Origin of the sequence: Devosia sp. UYZn731 (assembly GCF_040546795.1) — a bacterium.
Classification (GTDB): Bacteria; Pseudomonadota; Alphaproteobacteria; order Rhizobiales; family Devosiaceae; genus Devosia.
Genome location: NZ_JBEPOL010000002.1, coordinates 586090 through 605787, shown reverse-complemented (window position 1 = coordinate 605787; position 19698 = coordinate 586090). Strand labels below are relative to the sequence as shown.

General features: G+C 62.9%; 20 protein-coding genes. 5 read left to right on the top strand and 15 right to left on the bottom strand.

Annotation, left to right across the window (positions count from 1 at the left end; genetic code table 11):
• Position 1: 1 nt before the first annotated feature.
• The 10 genes from ABIB57_RS07450 to purC all read right to left on the bottom strand — a co-directional run bounded on the left by ABIB57_RS07450 (position 2) and on the right by purC (position 8733).
• On the bottom strand, positions 2 to 235 hold the full coding sequence (locus tag ABIB57_RS07450) for a BolA family protein (RefSeq protein WP_299728179.1): 234 nt from the start codon (positions 233 to 235) through the stop codon (positions 2 to 4).
• Positions 236 to 327: 92 nt separating this feature from the next.
• Positions 328 to 939 (bottom strand): hypothetical protein, encoded by a 612-nt coding sequence (locus ABIB57_RS07445; RefSeq protein WP_354039593.1) that lies wholly within the window; start codon positions 937 to 939, stop codon positions 328 to 330.
• Positions 940 to 1063: 124 nt separating this feature from the next.
• Positions 1064 to 1777 (bottom strand): hypothetical protein, encoded by a 714-nt coding sequence (locus ABIB57_RS07440; protein ID WP_354039591.1) that lies wholly within the window; start codon positions 1775 to 1777, stop codon positions 1064 to 1066.
• A 38-nt stretch (positions 1778 to 1815) separates the two neighbouring features.
• Positions 1816 to 4044, bottom strand: a complete 2229-nt coding sequence (purL, locus tag ABIB57_RS07435) for a phosphoribosylformylglycinamidine synthase subunit PurL (protein ID WP_354039589.1) — start codon at positions 4042 to 4044, stop codon at positions 1816 to 1818.
• Positions 4041 to 4700, bottom strand: a complete 660-nt coding sequence (locus ABIB57_RS07430) for a Pr6Pr family membrane protein (RefSeq protein ID WP_354039587.1) — start codon at positions 4698 to 4700, stop codon at positions 4041 to 4043. The genes purL and ABIB57_RS07430 overlap by 4 nt, the downstream gene beginning before the upstream one ends.
• Position 4701: 1 nt before the next feature.
• A complete protein-coding gene (gene purQ, locus ABIB57_RS07425) occupies positions 4702 to 5370 on the bottom strand; it encodes a phosphoribosylformylglycinamidine synthase subunit PurQ (protein WP_354039585.1) in 669 nt (222 codons plus the stop codon).
• Between the two features lie 486 nt (positions 5371 to 5856).
• Positions 5857 to 6354, bottom strand: coding sequence for a DUF805 domain-containing protein (locus tag ABIB57_RS07420; protein WP_354039583.1), 498 nt, complete (start codon positions 6352 to 6354; stop codon positions 5857 to 5859).
• Between the two features lie 3 nt (positions 6355 to 6357).
• Positions 6358 to 7443: an acyltransferase family protein gene (locus tag ABIB57_RS07415; protein ID WP_354039581.1), complete on the bottom strand. Its 1086-nt coding sequence runs from the start codon at positions 7441 to 7443 to the stop codon at positions 6358 to 6360.
• Between the two features lie 261 nt (positions 7444 to 7704).
• Positions 7705 to 7947, bottom strand: a complete 243-nt coding sequence (gene purS / locus ABIB57_RS07410; RefSeq protein ID WP_299728989.1) for a phosphoribosylformylglycinamidine synthase subunit PurS — start codon at positions 7945 to 7947, stop codon at positions 7705 to 7707.
• Between the two features lie 21 nt (positions 7948 to 7968).
• A complete protein-coding gene (gene purC / locus ABIB57_RS07405) occupies positions 7969 to 8733 on the bottom strand; it encodes a phosphoribosylaminoimidazolesuccinocarboxamide synthase (protein ID WP_299728986.1) in 765 nt (254 codons plus the stop codon).
• A 224-nt stretch (positions 8734 to 8957) separates the two neighbouring features.
• Here purC and ABIB57_RS07400 point away from each other — a divergent pair, with 224 nt between their 5' ends.
• Entirely contained in the window at positions 8958 to 9281 is a 324-nt protein-coding gene (locus ABIB57_RS07400; protein ID WP_354039578.1) for a DUF1476 domain-containing protein, read from the top strand.
• 223 nt (positions 9282 to 9504) lie between these two features.
• Here the strand turns inward: ABIB57_RS07400 and ABIB57_RS07395 are convergent, their stop codons facing one another.
• The 5 genes from ABIB57_RS07395 to rpe form a co-directional block, all read right to left on the bottom strand.
• Positions 9505 to 9810 carry a DUF1344 domain-containing protein gene (locus ABIB57_RS07395; RefSeq protein ID WP_354039576.1) on the bottom strand — a complete coding sequence of 102 codons (306 nt, stop codon included), beginning with the start codon at positions 9808 to 9810 and terminating at the stop codon, positions 9505 to 9507.
• 225 nt (positions 9811 to 10035) lie between these two features.
• Positions 10036 to 10593, bottom strand: coding sequence for an RBBP9/YdeN family alpha/beta hydrolase (locus tag ABIB57_RS07390; protein WP_354039575.1), 558 nt, complete (start codon positions 10591 to 10593; stop codon positions 10036 to 10038).
• A complete protein-coding gene (locus tag ABIB57_RS07385) occupies positions 10590 to 11003 on the bottom strand; it encodes a GNAT family N-acetyltransferase (protein WP_354039574.1) in 414 nt (137 codons plus the stop codon). Before ABIB57_RS07385 ends, ABIB57_RS07390 begins: the two co-directional genes overlap by 4 nt.
• Positions 11003 to 12337, bottom strand: coding sequence for an adenylosuccinate lyase (gene purB / locus ABIB57_RS07380; RefSeq protein WP_354039573.1), 1335 nt, complete (start codon positions 12335 to 12337; stop codon positions 11003 to 11005). The genes ABIB57_RS07385 and purB overlap by 1 nt, the downstream gene beginning before the upstream one ends.
• 30 nt (positions 12338 to 12367) lie before the next feature.
• On the bottom strand, positions 12368 to 13048 hold the full coding sequence (gene rpe, locus ABIB57_RS07375) for a ribulose-phosphate 3-epimerase (RefSeq protein WP_354039572.1): 681 nt from the start codon (positions 13046 to 13048) through the stop codon (positions 12368 to 12370).
• A gap of 326 nt (positions 13049 to 13374) precedes the next feature.
• On the opposite strand from rpe, the gene ABIB57_RS07370 reads away from it, so the two are divergent.
• From ABIB57_RS07370 to scpA, 4 genes are read left to right on the top strand one after another with little or no spacing between them, the layout of a single operon-like run.
• Positions 13375 to 14907: an acyl-CoA carboxylase subunit beta gene (locus ABIB57_RS07370; RefSeq protein ID WP_354039571.1), complete on the top strand. Its 1533-nt coding sequence runs from the start codon at positions 13375 to 13377 to the stop codon at positions 14905 to 14907.
• A 12-nt stretch (positions 14908 to 14919) separates the two neighbouring features.
• Entirely contained in the window at positions 14920 to 15501 is a 582-nt protein-coding gene (locus ABIB57_RS07365; RefSeq protein WP_354039570.1) for an HXXEE domain-containing protein, read from the top strand.
• Positions 15501 to 17516: an acetyl-CoA carboxylase biotin carboxylase subunit gene (locus ABIB57_RS07360; RefSeq protein WP_354039711.1), complete on the top strand. Its 2016-nt coding sequence runs from the start codon at positions 15501 to 15503 to the stop codon at positions 17514 to 17516. Before ABIB57_RS07365 ends, ABIB57_RS07360 begins: the two co-directional genes overlap by 1 nt.
• On the top strand, positions 17516 to 19636 hold the full coding sequence (scpA, locus tag ABIB57_RS07355; RefSeq protein WP_354039569.1) for a methylmalonyl-CoA mutase: 2121 nt from the start codon (positions 17516 to 17518) through the stop codon (positions 19634 to 19636). Before ABIB57_RS07360 ends, scpA begins: the two co-directional genes overlap by 1 nt.
• Positions 19637 to 19698: the final 62 nt, after the last annotated feature.

Below are 19698 nucleotides of genomic sequence, written 5' to 3'. Positions count from 1 at the left end.
GTTATTCGGGGGCACTCGTTTGGAGGGCGAGAGCGTGGAGCGCCCCGCCCATGTCGCCTTGCAGGGCGGCATAGACGAGCTGGTGCTGCTGCACGCGGGTTTTACCGCGGAACTGCTCGGAAATCACCGTAGCGGCCCAATGATCGCCATCGCCGGCCAGGTCACGGATTTCAATGGACGCATCGGGCAGGGCCGTTTTGATGCGGCGTTCGATCTCGGCGGATTCCATGGGCATGGCGGGCACTCCTGGGCAGTTGGCGGCGCGGGCCGCGTCAGACTGATATGGCACGTGCGCAGGGAGGCTTCAATACGAGGCGGCGCCTGGGCCTAGGGTGCGGGTGCTGCCGGTGCCGTGGGCTCCGGCGCGACCTCGGCGCCAACGCAACATTCCGCATCCGCCTTGGTGGAGAAGTTTGCGATGATGAAACTGGCGATAGGGCGGGCTTTTTCGGCCACCTCGGTGGCGAACAGGCAATCGAGAACATAGCCGCGGCCGCCATCGACGGTTTCGGTGTGCATGATGGTCAGCGGCACGCCCATGGGCGAATTGGTGCTTTGGCCCTCATAAATGAGGGCGGGGCCGCTTTGATAGGCGGTGGTACCCTTGCTGGCTACGGTGAAGCCGGGAAAGCTGTCGGTCCACGTGGCGGCGACCTTGGCGTCGTCAAAATCGGCCAGGGCGCTGTCGGGGGTCCAGTTGGTGTCGGTGACGGCCGGCACGATGGTGACACTGCACTGCAGCGGCGCATCGGGATGGTTGATGGTCAGCGGATCGGCGGCGCCGCCCGTGGCCGTCATGACGGCAGGATAGATCAGCGTATAGGGCTGATCGGGCAGGATAGAGCGGGTGACCGTGACATCGGATTGCGCATAAGCCCCGACGGGCAGGAGAGCGGCCGCGGCCAGAAGGCAGGGGGCCAGGGCCCAGCGGTTGTTCATCACGGCTCTCCAAAATCATCGCACAATACAAGCGCCAGAAGACGCCAAAGAGCGGCGATCATAAGGCGATGCTGGGATTTGAACAGCGCGTAAAGTGTACCGCAGGACCTAACCTGGCGCGATATCAGGCGGCGGGGCCGGTCCAAAGCGGCAGGCCGGAGTTTTTCGCGAAGTCCGGGTCCGAGGCAAAGACCGGATATCCGCGGTTCACCATGGCCTTGAGCACGGCTCGATCGGGCTGGATATGACCGCGCGGTACGGCAACGTCCTTGGCGAAATGCCAGCCTGGGGTGAACGAGAAACCCGACATGACAACCGGGTTGGCGCCGAGCTTCAGCGCCAGCAACGCCGCGAAGATGCCGTTCGAGATGCCCGCGCTGAGGCCAACGTGAGAAAGGCCGGTCATTTCCATGATGACAGCGCCGCGGACATGGCGGTCTAGCTCGGTGACGCTGTCGGCGCGGTAGTCATGGATGGCGAGTTGAGCGGTGGCGCCCTTGTCCTCGCTGCTACCCATGATGGCGACCGCATGGGCGGTTTGCCTGCCGCGCAATGCGGCCCATAGGGCGTCGTGAATCTCGGTGGGCACGAAGACGTTACCGCGAAAGAAAATATTGTCGCGGAGGATGGTGAGGTCGGGCCGGGGCAGGCCGAACTGTTCGGCGGTGACTTGCGAGGCATTGACGCTGATGACGAACCAGTTGTCGTTCAGCCCCTTCGGCGGGTACGGGTTGGGCGCGCTGCCGACCACGATGGTTGGGCCAGTGATGGTCGGTAGTTCGCTCAAGGCGCGCAGGTAGGTTTTTTTGAGCAGGCTCAGATGCATGCGCGCGCGCATGCGAGAGGCGAAACTCGCGGAAAAACGCGCCCAGGAGGTCATTCGCCGGCCATGAACTTGGGGAACCAGCCCTCGTGGGCGGCCTTGAGAGCCGATACGGGGATAGGGCGGGCATCGCCGAGGACGAGGTCGGTGCCTCCGGTGGAGCCGATCCAGGGGGCGTGGATGCCCAAGGCTTTGGCTTCGTCCCAGAGGGCGACGATTTCCTCGCCTTGGGGGTCGAGGTTGATGGTGACGAGGTAGCGGCCCTGATCTTCGCCAAAGAACTGCGGGATCGGGTCGGCGGTGGTGATGTCGGTAACGGTGGCGCCAATGCCGGAGGCGATGGCCATTTCAGCCAGGCCCACGGCGAGGCCGCCGTCGGAGAGGTCGTGGACGGCCGTGGCGATGCCTAAGCGTATGAGTTTGCGGACGAAATCGCCGGTGCGGCGCTCGTGGGCGAGATCGACGGGGGGCGGTGGGCCGTCCTTGCGGTCGAACAGGTCGCGCATATAGATCGACTGGGCAAGGTGGCTGCCGCGATTGGCGGGGGAGCCGACGAGGAGGATGACCTGGTTCTCGCCGGCGAAGGCGATGCGGACCATTTGCGACCAATCGGGCAGGAGGCCGACGCCGCCAATGGTTGGGGTGGGCAGGATGCCCTTGCCGTTGGTTTCGTTGTAGAGCGACACGTTTCCGGAGACGATGGGGAAGTCGAGCGCGATGCAGGCTTCGCCGATGCCCTTGATGGCGCCGACCAATTGTCCCATGATTTCAGGGCGTTCGGGGTTGCCGAAGTTCAGGTTATCGGTGGCCGCGAGGGGGTCTGCGCCGGTGGCCGTGAGGTTGCGCCAGGCTTCGGCGACGGCCTGCTTGCCGCCCTCATAGGGGTCGGCTTCGCAATAGCGCGGGTTGACGTCGGAGGTGAAGGCCAGGGCCTTGGTGGGGTGGCCATCGACGCGGATGACGCCGGCATCGCCGCCTGGGCGTTGCAGGGAATTGCCCTGGATCAGGGTGTCGTATTGCTCGTAAACCCAGCGGCGGGAGCCGATCTGGTGGCCGCCGATCAAGGCGAGCAAAGCGTCGGCGACATCCATCTGCGGGACGTCGTTTTCAGCCAGCATGCTGGACTTCTTGCTCTCGATCCACGGGCGGTCATATTCGGGGGCTTCGTCGCCCAAATCCTTGATCGGGAGATTGGCGACTTCTTCGCCCTGCCACATGACGCGGAAGCGAAGATCGTCGGTGGTTTTACCGACGGTGGCGAAATCGAGTTCCCATTTAACGAAGACGGCGCGGGCTTCGGCTTCCTTTTCGGGATGCAGGACCATGAGCATGCGCTCCTGGGATTCCGACAGCATCATTTCATAGGGGGTCATGGCGGTTTCGCGGACCGGGACCATGTCGAGGTTGAGTTCGATGCCGAGATCGCCCTTGGCACCCATTTCGACCGCCGAGCAGGTCAGACCCGCCGCGCCCATATCCTGGATGGCGATGACGGCCCCGGTGGCCATCAGTTCGAGGCACGCTTCGAGCAGGCGCTTTTCGGTGAAGGGGTCGCCGACTTGCACGGTGGGGCGCTTTTCATCGATGTCGTCGCCGAATTCGGCCGAGGCCATGGTGGCGCCGCCGACGCCGTCGCGACCGGTCTTGGCCCCGAGATAGACGACGGGCAGGCCGACGCCCTTGGCTTCGGACAGGAAAATCTTGTCGGTATCGACCAGGCCCGCGGCGAAGGCATTCACCAGGATATTGCCGTTGTAGCGAGCGTCGAATTCGACTTCGCCACCGACGGTGGGGACGCCGAAGGCATTGGCATAGCCGCCGATGCCGGCAACGACGCCGGAAACGAGATGGCGGGTCTTTTCATGATCGGGTGCGCCGAAGCGCAGGGCGTTCATGGCGGCGACGGGGCGGGCGCCCATGGTGAAGACGTCGCGCAGGATGCCGCCCATGCCGGTGCCGGCGCCCTGATAGGGCTCGATGAAGCTGGGGTGGTTGTGGCTCTCCATCTTGAAGACTACGGCCTGGCCATCGCCGATATCGACCACGCCGGCATTTTCGCCGGGGCCCTGAATGACGCGGGGGCCATTGGTTGGCAGGGTCTTGAGCCACTTCTTGGAGGATTTGTAGGAGCAGTGCTCGTTCCACATCGCCGAGAAAATGCCGAGCTCCGTATAGGTCGGCTGGCGACCGATCAGGGCGACGATCTTTTCGAATTCATCGGGCTTGAGGCCGTGATCGGCAACGAGCTTGGGCGTGATGGCGATGTGGTTCTGATAGGTCATGCGGGCACTGTCCGGGAGAAACGGGCAAGGAGGTGGTCGGCGGCGATGACGATTGCCATCAGGGCGGCGAGGCCAACGGTCATGTAAGCGGAATTGAGCAGAACGGCGCCGTAGCCGATCTTGTTTACCGCGAGGATCGGGTAGGGATATTCGGTGACCCAGGCGCCGCGGGCCAGGATGTAGAGCAGGTAGGCTAGCGTGGGGACCAGCATCAGCGGCAGGTTGGGCCACTTCAGCGTGCCGTGCGGCTGGGCGATGACCCACCACAAGAGGTACAGGATCGGCGCCAGGTAATGCAGCATGTTGTCGGCGGTCAGCGCCTGGCCTTCGAGGACGAACAGATGGCGCAGCATGAAATAGACGTAGAGCATGACCAGCGCGATATTGCCGGCCATCAGCCCGCGCGTGATCGGGTGGCGGAACAGGTCAAGCCAGCGCCAGGTCGTCACGACGGAGAGGTAGACCAGCACCAGGACGATGTTGGTCAGGATGGTGTAGAACGCCAGGAACGTGCCGAGCGCGCCGGGAATATCCTTGCCCACGGCGGCATAGGCCGGCATCGACAGGGAAAATTGCAGCCCCACGCCGCCAATGCCGACGGCAAGACCAACCCAGGGCAGCAGAATGCGCGGGTTTCTGGCGGGGCGGCGCACCATATCAGGCGACCTGTTGCAAGAGACCCGAGAACAGGGCGCGGCCATCGGTGCCGCCATGGGCGGATTCGATCAGGTTTTCCGGGTGGGGCATCAGGCCGAGGACATTCTTGCGGTCATTGAGAATGCCGGCGATGTCGTTGATCGAGCCGTTGGGATTGGTGCCTTCGGCGTAGCGGAAGGCCACCTGGCCATTGCCTTCGAGACGGGCGATGGTCTCGCTATCGGCGAAATAGTTGCCGTCGTGATGGGCGACGGGGCAGCGGATGATCTGGCCTTGCGCGTAGCCGCGGGTGAAGTCGGTCGCGGCATTGGTGACTTCGAGCTTGACCTCGCGGCAGACGAATTTGAGGCTCATATTGCGCATCAGCGCGCCGGGCAGCAGGCCGGCTTCGATCAGGATCTGGAAGCCGTTGCAGACGCCGAGCACCTTGACGCCGGCCTCGGCGCGGGCGCGGATCTTGTCCATGATGGGCGAGCGGGCAGCGATGGCACCGCAGCGCAGATAATCGCCGTAGGAGAAGCCGCCGGGGATGACGATGAGGTCGACATCGGGCAGGTCGGCATCCTGATGCCAGACGACGGCGGGGGCCGTGCCGGAAATCTTGGTGAGCGCCGCGATCATGTCACGGTCGCGATTGAGGCCCGGAAAGACGATGACTGCGGATTTCATCGGCTGATCCTCGCTATGTCAGGAGTTGTGGGCGTCTTGTCGTGAGTCTTGGAGGAAAACGCAAGGGTCTTGAGGTGATGCCGGTCTGCAAACCGCGCTCTTCTGCACTTCCGGCGCTCACGTACAGATGTACGCCCGGCCCCGGTTCTCGAAGACCACGGTTTGCGACTCGGCCTGACCTCATGCTCGACACACCCTGCCGGGGGCGGGGAGGGTGTGCTTCCCTCCCCTTGAGATGAACGAGAGGCGCCAAAGCATCCCCACCCACCGCCTTCCCGCGGACTTGATCCGCGGGTCGTTCGCCGCTTGTGCCGGGCTGAGGGTGGCCCGCGGGTCAAGCCCGCGGGAAGGCGGTGGGTGGGGTGGGATTGGGTCTGAAGGGGCGCGGTAGCGGGGATAGATGGTGGGTGACCCCAACTGGCCCTCCCCCCAAGGATGGAGGAAGGAGCCATGGCTTTGGGGAGCGAGGCGATCGGAAGCGGGAGCTTAGATGAAGCGTTCGGTGGAGCCGTTGGGGCGCGAAGGGCCAGCGGAGGAGTTGCTGGCGCTTGCGGCGCTGGGGCGCAGGGCGCGGGCGTAATAAGGCTCGGGTTCAGCGCGGCGCGACTTTTGGCGCTGACCCGAGTCGCCGTCGCGGTCGCCGTATTCGTTGGAGCCGGGCTCGGAAGCGTAACAGGTCCAGACCAGGACCCAGAGCCCTCCGAACGGGACGAAATTGAGCAGATACCACCAGCCGGATTTGCCGATATCGTGCAGGCGGCGGACGGTGACGGTGATGCCGGGTATGACGTGGAACAAGCTCAAGAAAATCATGAGCGGGCTGAGATTGTCTTCAGCGGGCAGCAGGCCAGTGCTGCGATATTCGTAATAGATGGCTCCACCCACGATGATGAGCGTGACCAACTGGTACAGCCAGTACTGGGCGCGGCCGGTTCGGCCGGAGAACTCGAAATAGCGCAGCAATGCGTCGAGGTATGAGCGCATCGGCTATTCCGCGGGCGCGGTGGCGGTGGTGTCGCGCGGCTGGCGGGCCCCCGGTGTGCCGGGGATGTGGGCCCAGGCGGGGCGCTCGAACAGGAATTTGCCCCAGCCGGTGCGCTCGACGATCCAGTAGAGGATCAGCGGCGAAATCACCGAGGCGGCCATGACGATGATGCTGATCGTGCTGACATCGGTGATGATGCCGAGCTTGAGGAGGATGGTGCGGACGATGCCCATGGGCAGCACGAAGACCAGATAGATGATGAGCGACTTGGAGCCGAGCCAGCCCAGCCAGTTCATCGCGGGCAGCTTGGTCAAAAGGACCGCGAGCACGCAGAGCGCGACGGTGCCGATGATGGCCAGCGCCAGATGGATGCCGGGCAGGGCGGCGAGGCCCATGGTGACGTGGCCGGGGGCGACTTCGAAGCCGGCGGAGAACACAAGGGCGGTCTCGGCTATGGCCCAGACGGACAGCGCGCCGATGGCGGGCAGCACGTTGGCTGCTGCCCAATCGGCGATTCTGAAGATCTGCGGCGCGAAGGCGTAACCGGCGTAGAAGTAGACGAAATAGGCGGCAAACTGGTCGACCACGTAGCTGCCGGTGTGAACGGCGGACATCTGCAGGATGGCGCCGACGGCAAGGACCGCCCAATGGGGCGCGCGCAGATCATGCAGCAGCTTGGTGGCAGCGCTGAACACGGCGAGCATGTAGATGAACCACAGCACGCCATAGGGTTCGACAATGCCCCAGACGATATAGCTGAGGGCGGTCGCCGGATCGCGGGCGATCAGGGCTTCCTTGAAGATGATGTGGATGAGCGCCCAGAGCGCGTAGAAATAGAAGTAATGCAGCACGCGCCGGTCGGCATAGCGCTTCCAGTCGCGGGCGATGACTTGGGACAGGAACAGGCCGGAAATCATGAAGAATTCGGGCATGCGGAATGGGGTGGCGAAGCCGATGACCCAGTGCAGCACGCCGGTGCCGCCGGTGTCTTCGCCGGTGCTGAAGGCGGAATACATCATGACCACGAGCAGGATCGACAGGCCCTTGGCCATATCCACCCATTGCAGGCGATTCGCAGGTTCCGACATGACGCTCCTCCGGATATCGGAGGCAGTCTAGCCTGCGGCTGGGATCAAGTCGGTAAACAGGTGAGTATGTGGTCGCGCAAACTGCTCAACTGGTAAGCGTTTGGATAATGCGATCCCTAGAGCTACAGCGGAACCGACGCATAGGCTGCGAAGAGCAGGCCCATGGTGGCGAAGAAGATGACCGAAAGGGAGATGGTTCTGAGCATGGCAGAATGGTCCTGCGCCGGACGTGGGCACGTCTAGAGTTATGGCAATTAGATATTAATGAGATATTTCGATCGCGTAGTTTTCGATCACAGTATTGGCAAGCAGCCGATCGCACATGGCGGTGAGTTGCGAGCGCGCAACAGCCTCGTCGGTGCCCTCCAGGGCAAGGTCAAACACCTTGCCCTGCCGGACTGCGCCGACGCCGGCGAAGCCCAAACTCTTCAGCGAGCCTTCGATCGCCTGTCCCTGTGGGTCGAGAACGCCTGATTTCAGGGTGACGGTGACGCGCGCTTTCATGCGGATACCCTTAACGGCAGATTACTGAACGAGGCGCGGACCAGTGGTCAGCGCGTTGTCGGTTTCGACCAGGATGCCAAGGCGCTGGGCGACTTCGCGATAGCTCTCGACGACGCCGCCAAGATTCTGGCGGAAGCGGTCCTTGTCCATCTTGTTGCGGGTCTTGATGTCCCACAGGCGGCATGAGTCGGGGGAGATTTCGTCGGCCAGGACGATGCGCATCATGTCGCCTTCATAGAGGCGCCCGCACTCGATCTTGAAATCGACGAGCTGGATGCCGACGCCCATGAACAGGCCCGAGAGGAAGTCGTTGACGCGGATGGCGAGGCTCATGATGTCGTCGAGCTCGGCGGGAGTGGCCCAGCCGAAGGCGGTGATGTGCTCTTCGCTCACCATCGGATCGTGCAGGGCATCGTCCTTGTAGCAGAACTCGATGATCGAGCGGGGCAGCTGGGTGCCCTCCTCGAGGCCGAGGCGCTTGACCAGCGAGCCGGCCGCGATATTGCGCACGATGATCTCGAGCGGGATGATCTCCACTTCCTTGATCAGCTGCTCGCGCATGTTGATGCGCTTGAGGAAGTGAGTCGGGATCCCGAGGCCATTCAGCTTGGTGAAGATGAATTCGGAAATGCGGTTGTTGAGGACGCCCTTGCCATCGAGAACTTCGTGGCGTGCGCCGTCGCCGGCGGTGGTGTCGTCCTTGAAATATTGAACCAAAGTGCCGGGCTCAGGACCTTCGAACAGGATCTTGGCCTTGCCTTCATAGATTCTGCGTCGACGGTTCATCTGTCTGTCCGTATCAATGAAGGAGAATTGGGGGTGAGAAATTTGGCCGCTTCATGCGCCAGATCGGCACGAAAATGCAAGCCTTTTCGGTTCGGCGCGGGCCATGGCGGCCGTTGCGACATAAGCTTATTGCATATCGGCCGCATAAAGTCGCATGGCGTTGATTTGAGCGGCGCGACGCCTTATGTGCAAGGCGAACAACCCAGAGCCGAGGGGCATAAAAGATGAGCGGATTCGACGATCGCAAGAAGGGCCAGGAAGCCAAGTTCGCATTTGACGCCGAGACACGCTTCAAGGCCGAAGCCCGCCGCAACAAGCTGTTGGGTATCTGGGCGGCCGAGCTGCTGGGGCTGACCGGCGACGAAGCCAAGAGCTATGCCGCCGAAGTGGTGGCCGCCGATTTCGAGGAAGCCGGCGATGAGGACGTTTTCCGCAAGGTTGCGGCCGACCTCAAGGCCAAGAACGTGACGCTGGGCGACGATGTGATTCGCCAGAAGATGGCGCAGCTGACCGCCGTGGCGAACGAGCAGGTTCGTGCCGAGGGCTAAGATGCATTGATCTTCAAGTGATGCCTGGCTGCAAATGGCGGGTTTCTGCGCTTCCGGTGCTCACGTACCAAATGTACGCTCCGCTCCGGTTCTCGAAACCCACCATTTTCGCTTCGGCCTGACTTGAATCTCAACGCATCCTCCATAGCCGAAGTATCGTTGCAATAGATCAGGGAGCCCGTCGCGAGACGGGCTCCCTTTTTCAATCAGGCTGTGGTGTTGATTAGCCCAGGACGACGCTGGTGGCGTCGTAAGCCTTGCCGTTCATCTGCCACTTCACGGTGACCTTCTGGCCGGCCTTGAGCCCTGGATCCTTGAAGTTGCTTGGCAGCTTGTAGGAAATGCCGTTCGCCAGCACCAGCGTATGGGTCTTCATATCGACCGATTTGATGGTGTTGGTGACCGCCTGAGGGGCGGCCATTGCCGCTGCTGCGGGCTTGGTAGCGATAGCCGTGGTGCTGGCGGCCATGGCCAGACCAGATGTACCCAGGACGAGAGCGACAGCAACAGGAACGAGGAACTTGCGCATTTTAGGCATCCATCGAAAAGTCCGGGCACTTGGCATCCGGAACAGTAGCCAGTTTTCGGATCGCGTCGTGTCGCCGATCAGGGGATCGGCCGGCGCGGTTCAAACCGGCGATGAGAGAATTAGAACTGCCGCGGAAGTTTCTCAAATTAGGGATTATTAATTTTCGTAATGATGAATTTCGCCATCATTGAAGGAGCTTGGCGGATTTACGGCAAGGTTGTGGCACTAGGCCTTGAGGCGCTGCATCAGGCGGGTGAACATCAGCAGGCCCTCGGGCCAAGGGCCGTGGCCGGAGGCGAGGTTGATGTGGCCGGCTTCCCCAGCCTGGTGGAAATCGCTGCCCCAGCAGGTGGCGAATTCGACGGCGCGGTCGAGCGAGCAGTAGGGGTCATTGCTGGAGGCGACGAGCATAGAGGGGAAGGGCAGCGGGTCGCGCGGAATCGGGCGGAACGGCCACGTGGCCTCGGGCACGTCGGGGTGCAACTCGACATCGGGCGGGGCAACGAGGAAGGCACCGCGCACCTTGGTATCGGCGAGGCGCGAGGCGGTGTGGGCCACGGCGATGCAGGCGAGCGAATGGGCGACGAGGACGACCGGACGGGTGGCCATGATGATGGCCTGCTCGATGGTGTCGACCCAATCGTCCAGTTCGGGCTCGTCCCAATCGGCTTGTTCGACGATGGCGGCATAGGGCAGGCGCTCGGCCCAGCGGGTTTGCCAGTGGCCGGGGCCGGCACTGCCCAGGCCGGGCAGAATCAGGACATCGGCTTCGGAAATCTTCATGAGCGGTTGGTCCTGTCGCGATAGAAGGCGGCGCTGGTCTGGCTGAGGCCGATGTGTTTGTAGAAGGCTTCGGCGCCGGGCACCGACAAAAGGGTGACGGTGACGCCCGGACCAAGGATTTCGGTTGCCTTGTCCATCAGGGCCTTGCCGATGCCCTGGCCCTGATGGGTTTCGGCAACGGCCAGATCGGCGCAGTAGCAGACCCAGTGCCAATCCGTCATGCCGCGAAACAGGCCGATAAGGGTGCCGTTCTTGTTGCGGGCGGTGATCACCAGGTTGGAGTTTTCGAGATAGGCCTGCACTCGCTCGGGGTTGCCGATGGGGCGAATCGAGCCCAACTCGGACTGGCTGACGCATTCGATATATTCTTCGGCGGTGAGGCCGGTTTCCTGGGCGTAGAAAATGGTCATCATGCCTCGCCAAAGACGCGGGTGAAGATCGTATCGACGTGTTTGAGGTGGTAGGCATCATCGAACATGGCGTCGATTTGTTCGTCGCTCAGAGTCACTTCCGGGTCGGCCTTGAGGTTGATGGCGAACTGGCCGGCGCGGTCGCCGTCCATCTGCCAGACCTTCATGGCGTTGCGCTGCACGGCCGAATAGCTGTCCTCGCGGGAATAGCCGGCCTGGGTGAGCGCGAGCAGGACGCGCTGGGAATTGTGCAAGCCGCCGAGCAGGTCGAGATTGCGGCGCATGTTCTTGGGATAGACCACGAGCTTATCGATGACGCCGGTGAGGCGGGCCAGGGCGAAGTCCAACGTGATAGTGGCATCGGGGCCGATCATGCGCTCGACTGAGGAGTGGGAGATATCGCGCTCGTGCCAGAGGGCGACGTTTTCGAGCGCCGGCGTGACCATGCCGCGCACGAGGCGGGCGAGGCCGGTGAGGTTTTCGGTCAGCACCGGGTTGCGCTTGTGCGGCATGGCCGAAGAACCCTTCTGGCCGGGGGAGAAGAACTCCTCGGCTTCCAGAACCTCGGTGCGCTGCAGGTGGCGTATTTCGATAGCGACGCGCTCCACCGAGGAGGCAATGACGCCCAGCGTGGCGAAGAACATGGCGTGGCGATCGCGCGGAATGACCTGGGTCGAGACCGGCTCGACCGCCAGGCCCAGTTTTTCGGCGACGTATTCCTCAACCGAGGGATCGATATTGGCGAAGGACCCTATCGCGCCAGAAATGGCGGCGGTGGCGATTTCGGCGCGGGCATTGACCAGGCGGGCGCGGGCGCGGGTGAATTCGGCATATGCCTCGGCTAGCTTGACGCCGAAGGTGGTCGGCTCAGCATGGATACCGTGGCTGCGGCCGATGGTGATGGTGTTCTTATGCTCGAGGGCGCGGCGCTTGAGGGCGGCCAGCAGGGCATCGATATCGGCCAGCATCAAATCGGCGGCGCGGGCGAGCTGGACCGAGAGGGTGGTATCGAGCACGTCGGAGGAGGTCATGCCCTGATGCACGAAGCGCGCTTCGGGGCCGACGAGTTCGCTGAGATGCGTCAGGAAGGCGATGACGTCGTGCTTGGTGGTGCGCTCGATCTCATCGATGCGGGTGACATCGAAGTGATAATCGCCGAACTCGGCCTTGCGGGCATTCATCACGTCCCAGATTTTCTGGGCGGATTCCTTCGGCACGACGCCCAGCTCGGCCAGCTTGGTGGTGGCGTGGGCTTCGATCTCGAACCAGATGGCGAAGCGGGTTTCGGCCGACCAGATGGCAACCATCTCGGGGCGGGAATAGCGCGGAATCATGGGCTTAAGCCTTGTGGTTCAGAAATTGAGTCAGGCGGTGACGGTCGAGGCGGCAGTGCGGATGGCGGCGATGCGTGAAGCGTAGGTCGTCGTGTCATTGCCGCCGAGAATGGCGGTGCCGGCGACGAAGACGTTGATGCCGGCCTGGGCCAGCTCGCGGGCATTGTCGGCGGTGACGCCGCCATCGACTTCCAGATCGATGGGTCGGTTGCCGAGCAGCGCCTTGGCCTGGCGGATTTTTTCCATGGCGTGGGGGATAAAGGTCTGGCCGCCAAAGCCGGGATTGATGCTCATCACCAGCAGCAGGTCGATATCGTCGAGGATGTGTTCGACGGCGGACAGCGGGGTGCCCGGATTGATGGCGACGCCCGCGCGCTTGCCCTCGGCCTTGATGGCCTGGAGGGAGCGCTGCAAATGCGGGCCGGCCTCGGCATGGACGGTGATGCTATCGGCGCCGGCCTTGGCGAAGGCAGCGATATAGGGATCGACGGGGGCGATCATCAGGTGAACGTCAAAGGTCTTGGTGGTCAGCGTGCGGATCGACGCCATGACCATGGGGCCAAAGCTGATATTGGGCACGAAATGGCCGTCCATGATATCGACATGGAAATAATCGGCGCCGGCAGCGTCGAGCGCGCGCACTTCCTCGCCGAGGCGGGAGAAATCGGCGGACAGGATCGAGGGGGCGATGCGGATCGGTCGGTGTGTCATCTGGCCCTCGGGGTTATTGTCCCTGCCATAACGCTCCAAGGCAGACAGGACAAGAGTGGTGGGTGTGACTCCCGCCATCCTGCCAGTACCCACGAACCTGCTCCTCCCCCTCAAGGGGGAGGTTGGGTGGGGTGTGAGAGCCCCAATTTTGCGAAAAGGACCCCCACCTTGATCCTCCCCCTGGAAGGGGGAGGTGTCGACTGATTGGCACTCACCACACGACAGAGACTGGAAAGGCTTGTGCAATTGCGCTGGGGAACGCCGCTAACCTGCTTGGGCAAAGCGATATGGTTCTATAGGCTCGCCGCCAATCGAAGCGAGGCCATATGCAAAAGATCATCGCACAACTTGAGGACAAGCGGGCGCAGGCGCGGCTTGGGGGCGGGCAAAAGCGGATCGACACGCAGCACGCCAAGGGCAAGCTGACCGCCCGGGAACGGCTCGATGTGCTGCTCGATCCGGGCAGTTTTGAGGAATACGACATGTTCGTCACCCATCGGGCGACGGATTTCGACATGGCCGATACGATCATTCCTGGCGATGGTGTCGTGGTGGGCTGGGGTACGATCGATGGCCGCATGGTCTATGTGTTCAGCCAGGATTTCACCGTCTTCGGCGGCTCGCTGAGCGAGACCCATGCCAAGAAGATCTGCAAGATCATGGACCTGGCGATGCAGAATGGCGCGCCGGTGATCGGGCTCAACGATTCTGGCGGGGCGCGCATTCAGGAGGGTGTGGCCTCGCTGGGGGGCTATGCCGATGTGTTCCTGCGCAATGTGCAGGCGAGCGGGGCGGTGCCGCAGATTTCCGTCATCATGGGGCCATGCGCGGGCGGGGCGGTCTATTCGCCGGCGATGACCGACTTCATCTACATGGTCAAGGACACCAGCTACATGTTCGTGACCGGGCCGGACGTGGTCAAGACGGTGACGAATGAAGTGGTGACGGCGGAGGAGCTGGGTGGGGCCTCGACGCATACCAAGATTTCATCGGTGGCGGACGCGGCCTTCGACAACGATATCGAGACGTTGCTGGAAGTGCGGCGGCTGTTCTCGTTTTTGCCGCTGGCGGCGGGGCACAAGGCGCCGCGCGTGGCGACCCATGATGCGGTGGATCGGGGCGATGCGAGCCTTGATACCATCATCCCCGATAGCGCCAACCAGCCGTACGATATGCGCGAGGTGATCCTCAAGATTGCCGACGAGGGCGATTTTCTGGAGCTGCAGAAGGACCATGCGGGGAACATCCTGACGGGGTTCATCCGGCTGGATGGGGAGAGCGTGGGCGTGGTGGCGAACCAGCCGCTGGTCCTGGCGGGGTGCCTCGACATCAACTCAGCCAAGAAGGCAGCGCGGTTCATCCGCTTCTGCGACAGCTTTGAAATTCCGATCCTGACGCTTGTGGACGTGCCGGGATTTTTGCCGGGCGTGGCGCAGGAATATGGCGGGATCATCAAGCACGGCGCCAAGCTGCTGTTCGCCTATGCCGAGGCAACGGTCCCGCTGGTGACGGTGATTACCCGTAAAGCCTATGGCGGGGCCTATGACGTGATGGCGAGCAAGCATATTCGGGCGGACGTGAACTATGCCTGGCCATCAGCTGAGATTGCGGTGATGGGGGCCAAGGGGGCGGTGGAGATTTTGTATCGCTCCGAGCTTGGGGATAAGGACAAGATTGCCCAGCGGACGGCGGATTACGAGGCGCGGTTCGCCAATCCGTTCGTCGCCGCAGAGCGCGGGTTTATCGACGACGTTATCATGCCGCATGGCACGCGGCGGCGGGTGATCCGGGCGTTCTCAACGCTGCGGAACAAGCAGCAGAGCATGCCGAAGAAGAAGCATGGGAATATACCGCTGTGATTGGACCCGGCCATGTTTCAGCGTCTGATCGACAATTGGGTTTATGGCGGCTTTCTGGCTGGTTTGATGCTGCTGGCGCTGGTGCCGATTATTTCGTCGGGCTGGCCGTGGGCGCTGACAGCGGTGTTTCTGACCGTGCCGATCTACATGCTGCATCAGTATGAGGAGCATGACGCGGATCGGTTTCGGGCCAAGATCAATGAGATGATCGGCAGGGGGCGGGATGTGTTGCCAGTCTCTGCCGTGTTCGTGATCAATGTTCCTCTGGCCTGGGGGCTCAATGCACTGGCGTTCGGGCTGGCGGCCACTGCCGGAATCGGCTGGGGGCTGATGGCGCTCTATCTCATGCTCGCGAATGGCGTCGTGCATATCGTGCAGGCGGTGGTGACGCGCGGCTATAATCCGGGGCTAGTGACGTCAATCGTGCTGTTTCTGCCGCTCGGCGTGTTGGGCAGTTGGGCGGTCAATGGGACTGGCGCGGTAACGTTGACGCAGCAAATCGTGGCAATTGCGATTGCCATTCTGATCCATGTCGCCATCCTGGCCTATGTGCTGGGCAATGTGCGGCGTCTTTCTGCAAAGCAGGTCGCGTGATGTTTTCAAAACTGCTCATTGCCAACCGCGGCGAAATTGCCTGTCGGGTGATCAAGACGGCCAAGCGCATGGGTATTGCCACCGTCGCGGTCTATTCCGATGCGGACCGCGAGGCGCTGCATGTGCGCATGGCCGATGAGGCGGTTCATATCGGGGCGTCGCCGGCCAAGGAGTCGTACCTGTCGATCGACAAGATCATTGCGGCGTGCCGGGAAACGGGCGCGGAGGCGGTGCATCCGGGGTATGGGTTTTTGAGCGAGAACCCGAAATTCGCCGAGGCGCTGGAGGCGGCGGGGATCATTTTTGTCGGGCCGCCGGTGAAGGCGATCGAGGCGATGGGCGACAAGATCACCTCCAAGAAGCTGGCGGCCGAGGCGGGGGTATCGACCGTGCCGGGGCATATGGGGCTGATCGCCGACGCGGACGAGGCGGTGATCATCGCACGGCAGGTCGGCTATCCGGTGATGATCAAGGCCTCGGCGGGCGGCGGCGGCAAGGGGATGCGGATCGCCTGGGATGATGCGGAGGCGCGCGAGGGGTTCGAGCGCAGCAAGTCGGAGGCGGCGAGTTCGTTCGGGGATGACCGGATTTTCATCGAGAAATTCGTGACGCAGCCAAGGCATATCGAAATCCAGCTGATCGGGGATCAGCATGGCAATGTGCTGTATCTCAACGAGCGCGAATGCTCGATCCAGCGGCGCAACCAGAAGGTGATCGAGGAGGCGCCGAGCCCGTTTCTCGATGCGGCGACGCGCAAGGCGATGGGGGAGCAGGCGGTCGCACTGGCCAAGGCGGTGGGGTACACCAGCGCCGGGACGGTGGAATTCATCGTCGATGGCGAGCGCAATTTCTACTTCCTCGAAATGAATACGCGGCTGCAGGTGGAGCATCCGGTGACGGAGCTGATCACCGGGCTGGACTTGGTCGAGCTGATGCTGCGCGTGGCCAATGGCGAGGTTCTGCCGCTGACGCAGGAGCAGGTGCAGCTCAATGGCTGGGCGATGGAAAGCCGGCTGTATGCCGAGGACCCGTATCGGAATTTTTTGCCGTCGACCGGGCGGCTGACGCGGTATCGGCCGCCGGAGGAATTTGCCAGCGACGCAGTGGCGGTGCGTAACGATACCGGGGTGTTCGAGGGCGGGGAGATTTCGACGTTCTACGATCCGATGATCGCCAAGCTGTGCACCTGGGCGCCAACGCGGCTCGAGGCCATCGACGCGATGGCGACGGCGCTGGACGCCTTTGAGGTCGAGGGGGTGGGGAACAACCTGCCGTTCCTATCGACGGTGATGGACCAGGAGCGGTTCCGCGAGGGGCGGCTGACGACGGGGTATATTGCCGAGGAATTTCCCGAGGGATTTACCGGCGCGGCTCTGCCGCGCGGACGGGTGTTCGAAGTCGCGGCGGCGGCGGCGATGATGCAATTGGTGGTGGAGGAGCGGAAGGGTCAGGTTTCGCGCGCGCCGCTGGGGCATTCCACCGAGGTTTATGGTGAGTGGGTGGTGGTGATCGGGGGCGAACAGATTGCGCTCAAGCTGCATCGGCTCGATCCGGAGGGCACGTGGGAGCTGAACCTGTTCAACCAGACCGCGGCGGTGGCGCGGTTCGACTGGGCGCCGGGGCGGACGATTGCGCGGATCGAATGGGAGGGCGGCGCGGCCAGCGTGCTCAAGGTCAACGCGATGACGTCAGGGTTCCGCATTCGCTATAGCGGGGCGGATTTGAAGGTGATGGTGGTGCGCCAGCATATCGCGGCGCTGCTGCCGCTGATGCCGGTCAAGGTGCCGCCGGATATGAGCCGGTTCCTGCTGTGCCCAATGCCGGGGCAGGTGGTGCGGGTGGATGTGGTGGAGGGGGACATTGTCGAGGATGGGCAGGTGCTGGCCATTGTCGAGGCGATGAAGATGGAGAACGTGCTCAAGGCCGAAAAGCGGGCGCGGGTGAGCAAGGTTCACGTGGTCGCCGGCGCGGTGCTGGCGGTCGATCAGGTGATGATCGAGTTCGAGGCGGTGTGATGAGCGACAAGCCCAATTTCGCCCACTGGGCCGCCCTCGCGCAAAAGGAACTCCGCGATACGCCCATCGCGTCGCTGGATCGAGACTATGGCGGCATACCGGTCCGGCCCGTCTATCTCGGCGACGATCCAGAAGTCCCCGGGGCGGAGCCGTTTACCCGTGGTGTCCGCGCGACAATGTATGCGAACCGGCCGTGGACGATCCGGCAATATGCCGGGTTTTCCACGGCGCGGGAGAGCAATGCGTTTTATCGGCAGGCGCTGGAGAAGGGGCAGAAGGGGCTGTCGGTGGCGTTCGATCTGGCGACGCATCGAGGGTATGATTCAGATCATCCGCGGGTGGTCGGCGATGTCGGCAAGGCTGGCGTGGCGATCGACAGTGTCGAGGATATGAAAATCCTGTTCGAGGGGATTCCGCTCGATCAGATGAGCGTCAGCATGACCATGAACGGCGCGGTGATTCCGGTGCTGGCGATGTTCATCGTGGCGGCGGAGGAGCAGGGGGTGAGCCAGGCCCAGCTCGACGGCACGATCCAGAACGACATCCTCAAGGAGTTCATGGTCCGCAATACGTACATCTATCCACCGGAGCCTTCGATGCGGATCGTGGGGGACATTATTGCCCACACGGCCGAGCATATGCCCAAGTTCAATTCGATCTCGATTTCGGGCTATCACATGCACGAGGCTGGCGCGACGGCGGTGCAGGAGCTGGCTTATACGCTGGCCGATGGCATGGAATATGTGCGCTCGGCGCAGGCGCGGGGGCTGGATATTGATGCGTTTGCCGGGCGGCTGAGCTTCTTTTTCGGCATCGGGATGAACTTTTTCCTTGAGGTCGCCAAGCTGCGGGCGGCACGGCAGTTGTGGAGCGAGATCATGACGGGGCTGGGGGCGCAGGACGCGCGCAGCAAGATGCTGCGGACGCATTGCCAGACCTCTGGCGTCTCGCTGACCGAGCAGGACCCGCACAACAATATCGTGCGCACCACCATCGAGGCGCTGGCGGCGGTGCTGGGGGGCACGCAGAGCCTGCATACCAATTCGTTCGACGAGGCGATTGCGCTGCCGACTGAATTTTCCAGTCGAATCGCGCGCAATACACAGTTGATTTTGCAGCATGAAAGCCGGGTGACCGACGTGGTCGATCCGCTGGGGGGCTCGTATTATATCGAGGCGCTGACGGCGGAGCTGGTGGCGGGGGCCAAGGCGCTGATTGGGGAGGCCGAGGCGGCCGGAGGAATGACTCAAGCGGTGCAGGCGGGCGGGCCGAAGCTGGCGATCGAGACAGCGGCGGCGCAGCGGCAGGCGCGGGTGGACCGGGGCGAAGACGTGATCGTCGGGGTCAATCGGTATCGGCTTGACGTCGAAGATGGGATCGAGGTGCGGCAGATCGACAATGCCAAGGTGCGCGAGGAGCAGATCGCGCGCTTGGCCGAGGTACGGCGGGGGCGGGACGAGGCGAAATGCCAGTCGCTGCTATCGGCGCTGCGGGAATTTGCGGCCAAGGACGAGGGAAATTTGCTGGCGGCGGCGATAGAGGCGGCGCGGGCACGGGCGACTTTGGGGGAAATCAGCGCGGCGCTGGAGGATGTATTCGGGCGGCACTCGGCGGTGACGCGGGTGATTTCGGGCGTTTATGCCGATGGGTATGCCGGGGATGCGGAATATGCGTCCATTGCGGGGCATATCGCCAGTTTCAAGGCGGCGCGGGGGCGGGCGCCGTCGATCTTCATCGCCAAGATGGGGCAGGATGGGCATGACCGGGGGGCCAAGGTGATAGCGTCGGCCTTTGCCGATCTGGGGTTCGAGGTGCATCTGGGGCAGTTGTTCGAGACGGCGCCCGAAGTGGCGGCGCATGTCGATGAACTGGGCGTGGATGCGGTGGGGGTGTCGTCGCTGGCGGCGGGACACAAGACGCTGGTGCCGGAGCTGATCGGGGCGCTTCGTGATCGTGGATTGGATGAGGTGACGGTGATTGTGGGGGGAGTGATCCCGGAACAGGATTATGAGTTTTTGCTCGGGGCGGGGGTCGCGGCGATCTTCGGGCCGGGGACGAATGTGTTGTCGGCAGCGTTCTCGGTGTTGAGCCAGATCGAGGGGAGGCTGAGCAATCGATGACTAGTCAGGCCCCTTCATCCGGCGCTGCGCGCCACCTTCTCCCACGAGGGGAGAAGGGGCCG

Bases quoted from the DNA above. Each gene is read 5' to 3' on its own strand.
- purS (WP_299728989.1), bottom strand. From the start codon at position 7,947: ATGAAAGCGCGCGTCACCGTCACCCTGAAATCAGGCGTTCTCGACCCA.
- purB (WP_354039573.1), bottom strand. From the start codon at position 12,337: ATGATTCCGCGCTATTCCCGCCCCGAGATGGTTGCCATCTGGTCGGCC.
- ABIB57_RS07385 (WP_354039574.1), bottom strand. From the start codon at position 11,003: ATGACCATTTTCTACGCCCAGGAAACCGGCCTCACCGCCGAAGAATAT.
- ABIB57_RS07450 (WP_299728179.1), bottom strand. From the start codon at position 235: ATGCCCATGGAATCCGCCGAGATCGAACGCCGCATCAAAACGGCCCTG.
- ABIB57_RS07400 (WP_354039578.1), top strand. From the start codon at position 8,958: ATGAGCGGATTCGACGATCGCAAGAAGGGCCAGGAAGCCAAGTTCGCA.
- ABIB57_RS07390 (WP_354039575.1), bottom strand. From the start codon at position 10,593: ATGAAGATTTCCGAAGCCGATGTCCTGATTCTGCCCGGCCTGGGCAGT.
- scpA (WP_354039569.1), top strand. From the start codon at position 17,516: ATGAGCGACAAGCCCAATTTCGCCCACTGGGCCGCCCTCGCGCAAAAG.
- rpe (WP_354039572.1), bottom strand. From the start codon at position 13,048: ATGACACACCGACCGATCCGCATCGCCCCCTCGATCCTGTCCGCCGAT.
- ABIB57_RS07430 (WP_354039587.1), bottom strand. From the start codon at position 4,700: ATGGTGCGCCGCCCCGCCAGAAACCCGCGCATTCTGCTGCCCTGGGTT.
- ABIB57_RS07365 (WP_354039570.1), top strand. From the start codon at position 14,920: ATGTTTCAGCGTCTGATCGACAATTGGGTTTATGGCGGCTTTCTGGCT.
- purL (WP_354039589.1), bottom strand. From the start codon at position 4,044: ATGACCTATCAGAACCACATCGCCATCACGCCCAAGCTCGTTGCCGAT.
- ABIB57_RS07420 (WP_354039583.1), bottom strand. From the start codon at position 6,354: ATGCGCTCATACCTCGACGCATTGCTGCGCTATTTCGAGTTCTCCGGC.
- ABIB57_RS07395 (WP_354039576.1), bottom strand. From the start codon at position 9,810: ATGCGCAAGTTCCTCGTTCCTGTTGCTGTCGCTCTCGTCCTGGGTACA.
- ABIB57_RS07360 (WP_354039711.1), top strand. From the start codon at position 15,501: ATGTTTTCAAAACTGCTCATTGCCAACCGCGGCGAAATTGCCTGTCGG.
- ABIB57_RS07445 (WP_354039593.1), bottom strand. From the start codon at position 939: ATGAACAACCGCTGGGCCCTGGCCCCCTGCCTTCTGGCCGCGGCCGCT.
- ABIB57_RS07440 (WP_354039591.1), bottom strand. From the start codon at position 1,777: ATGCGCGCGCGCATGCATCTGAGCCTGCTCAAAAAAACCTACCTGCGC.
- ABIB57_RS07415 (WP_354039581.1), bottom strand. From the start codon at position 7,443: ATGTCGGAACCTGCGAATCGCCTGCAATGGGTGGATATGGCCAAGGGC.
- ABIB57_RS07370 (WP_354039571.1), top strand. From the start codon at position 13,375: ATGCAAAAGATCATCGCACAACTTGAGGACAAGCGGGCGCAGGCGCGG.
- purQ (WP_354039585.1), bottom strand. From the start codon at position 5,370: ATGAAATCCGCAGTCATCGTCTTTCCGGGCCTCAATCGCGACCGTGAC.
- purC (WP_299728986.1), bottom strand. From the start codon at position 8,733: ATGAACCGTCGACGCAGAATCTATGAAGGCAAGGCCAAGATCCTGTTC.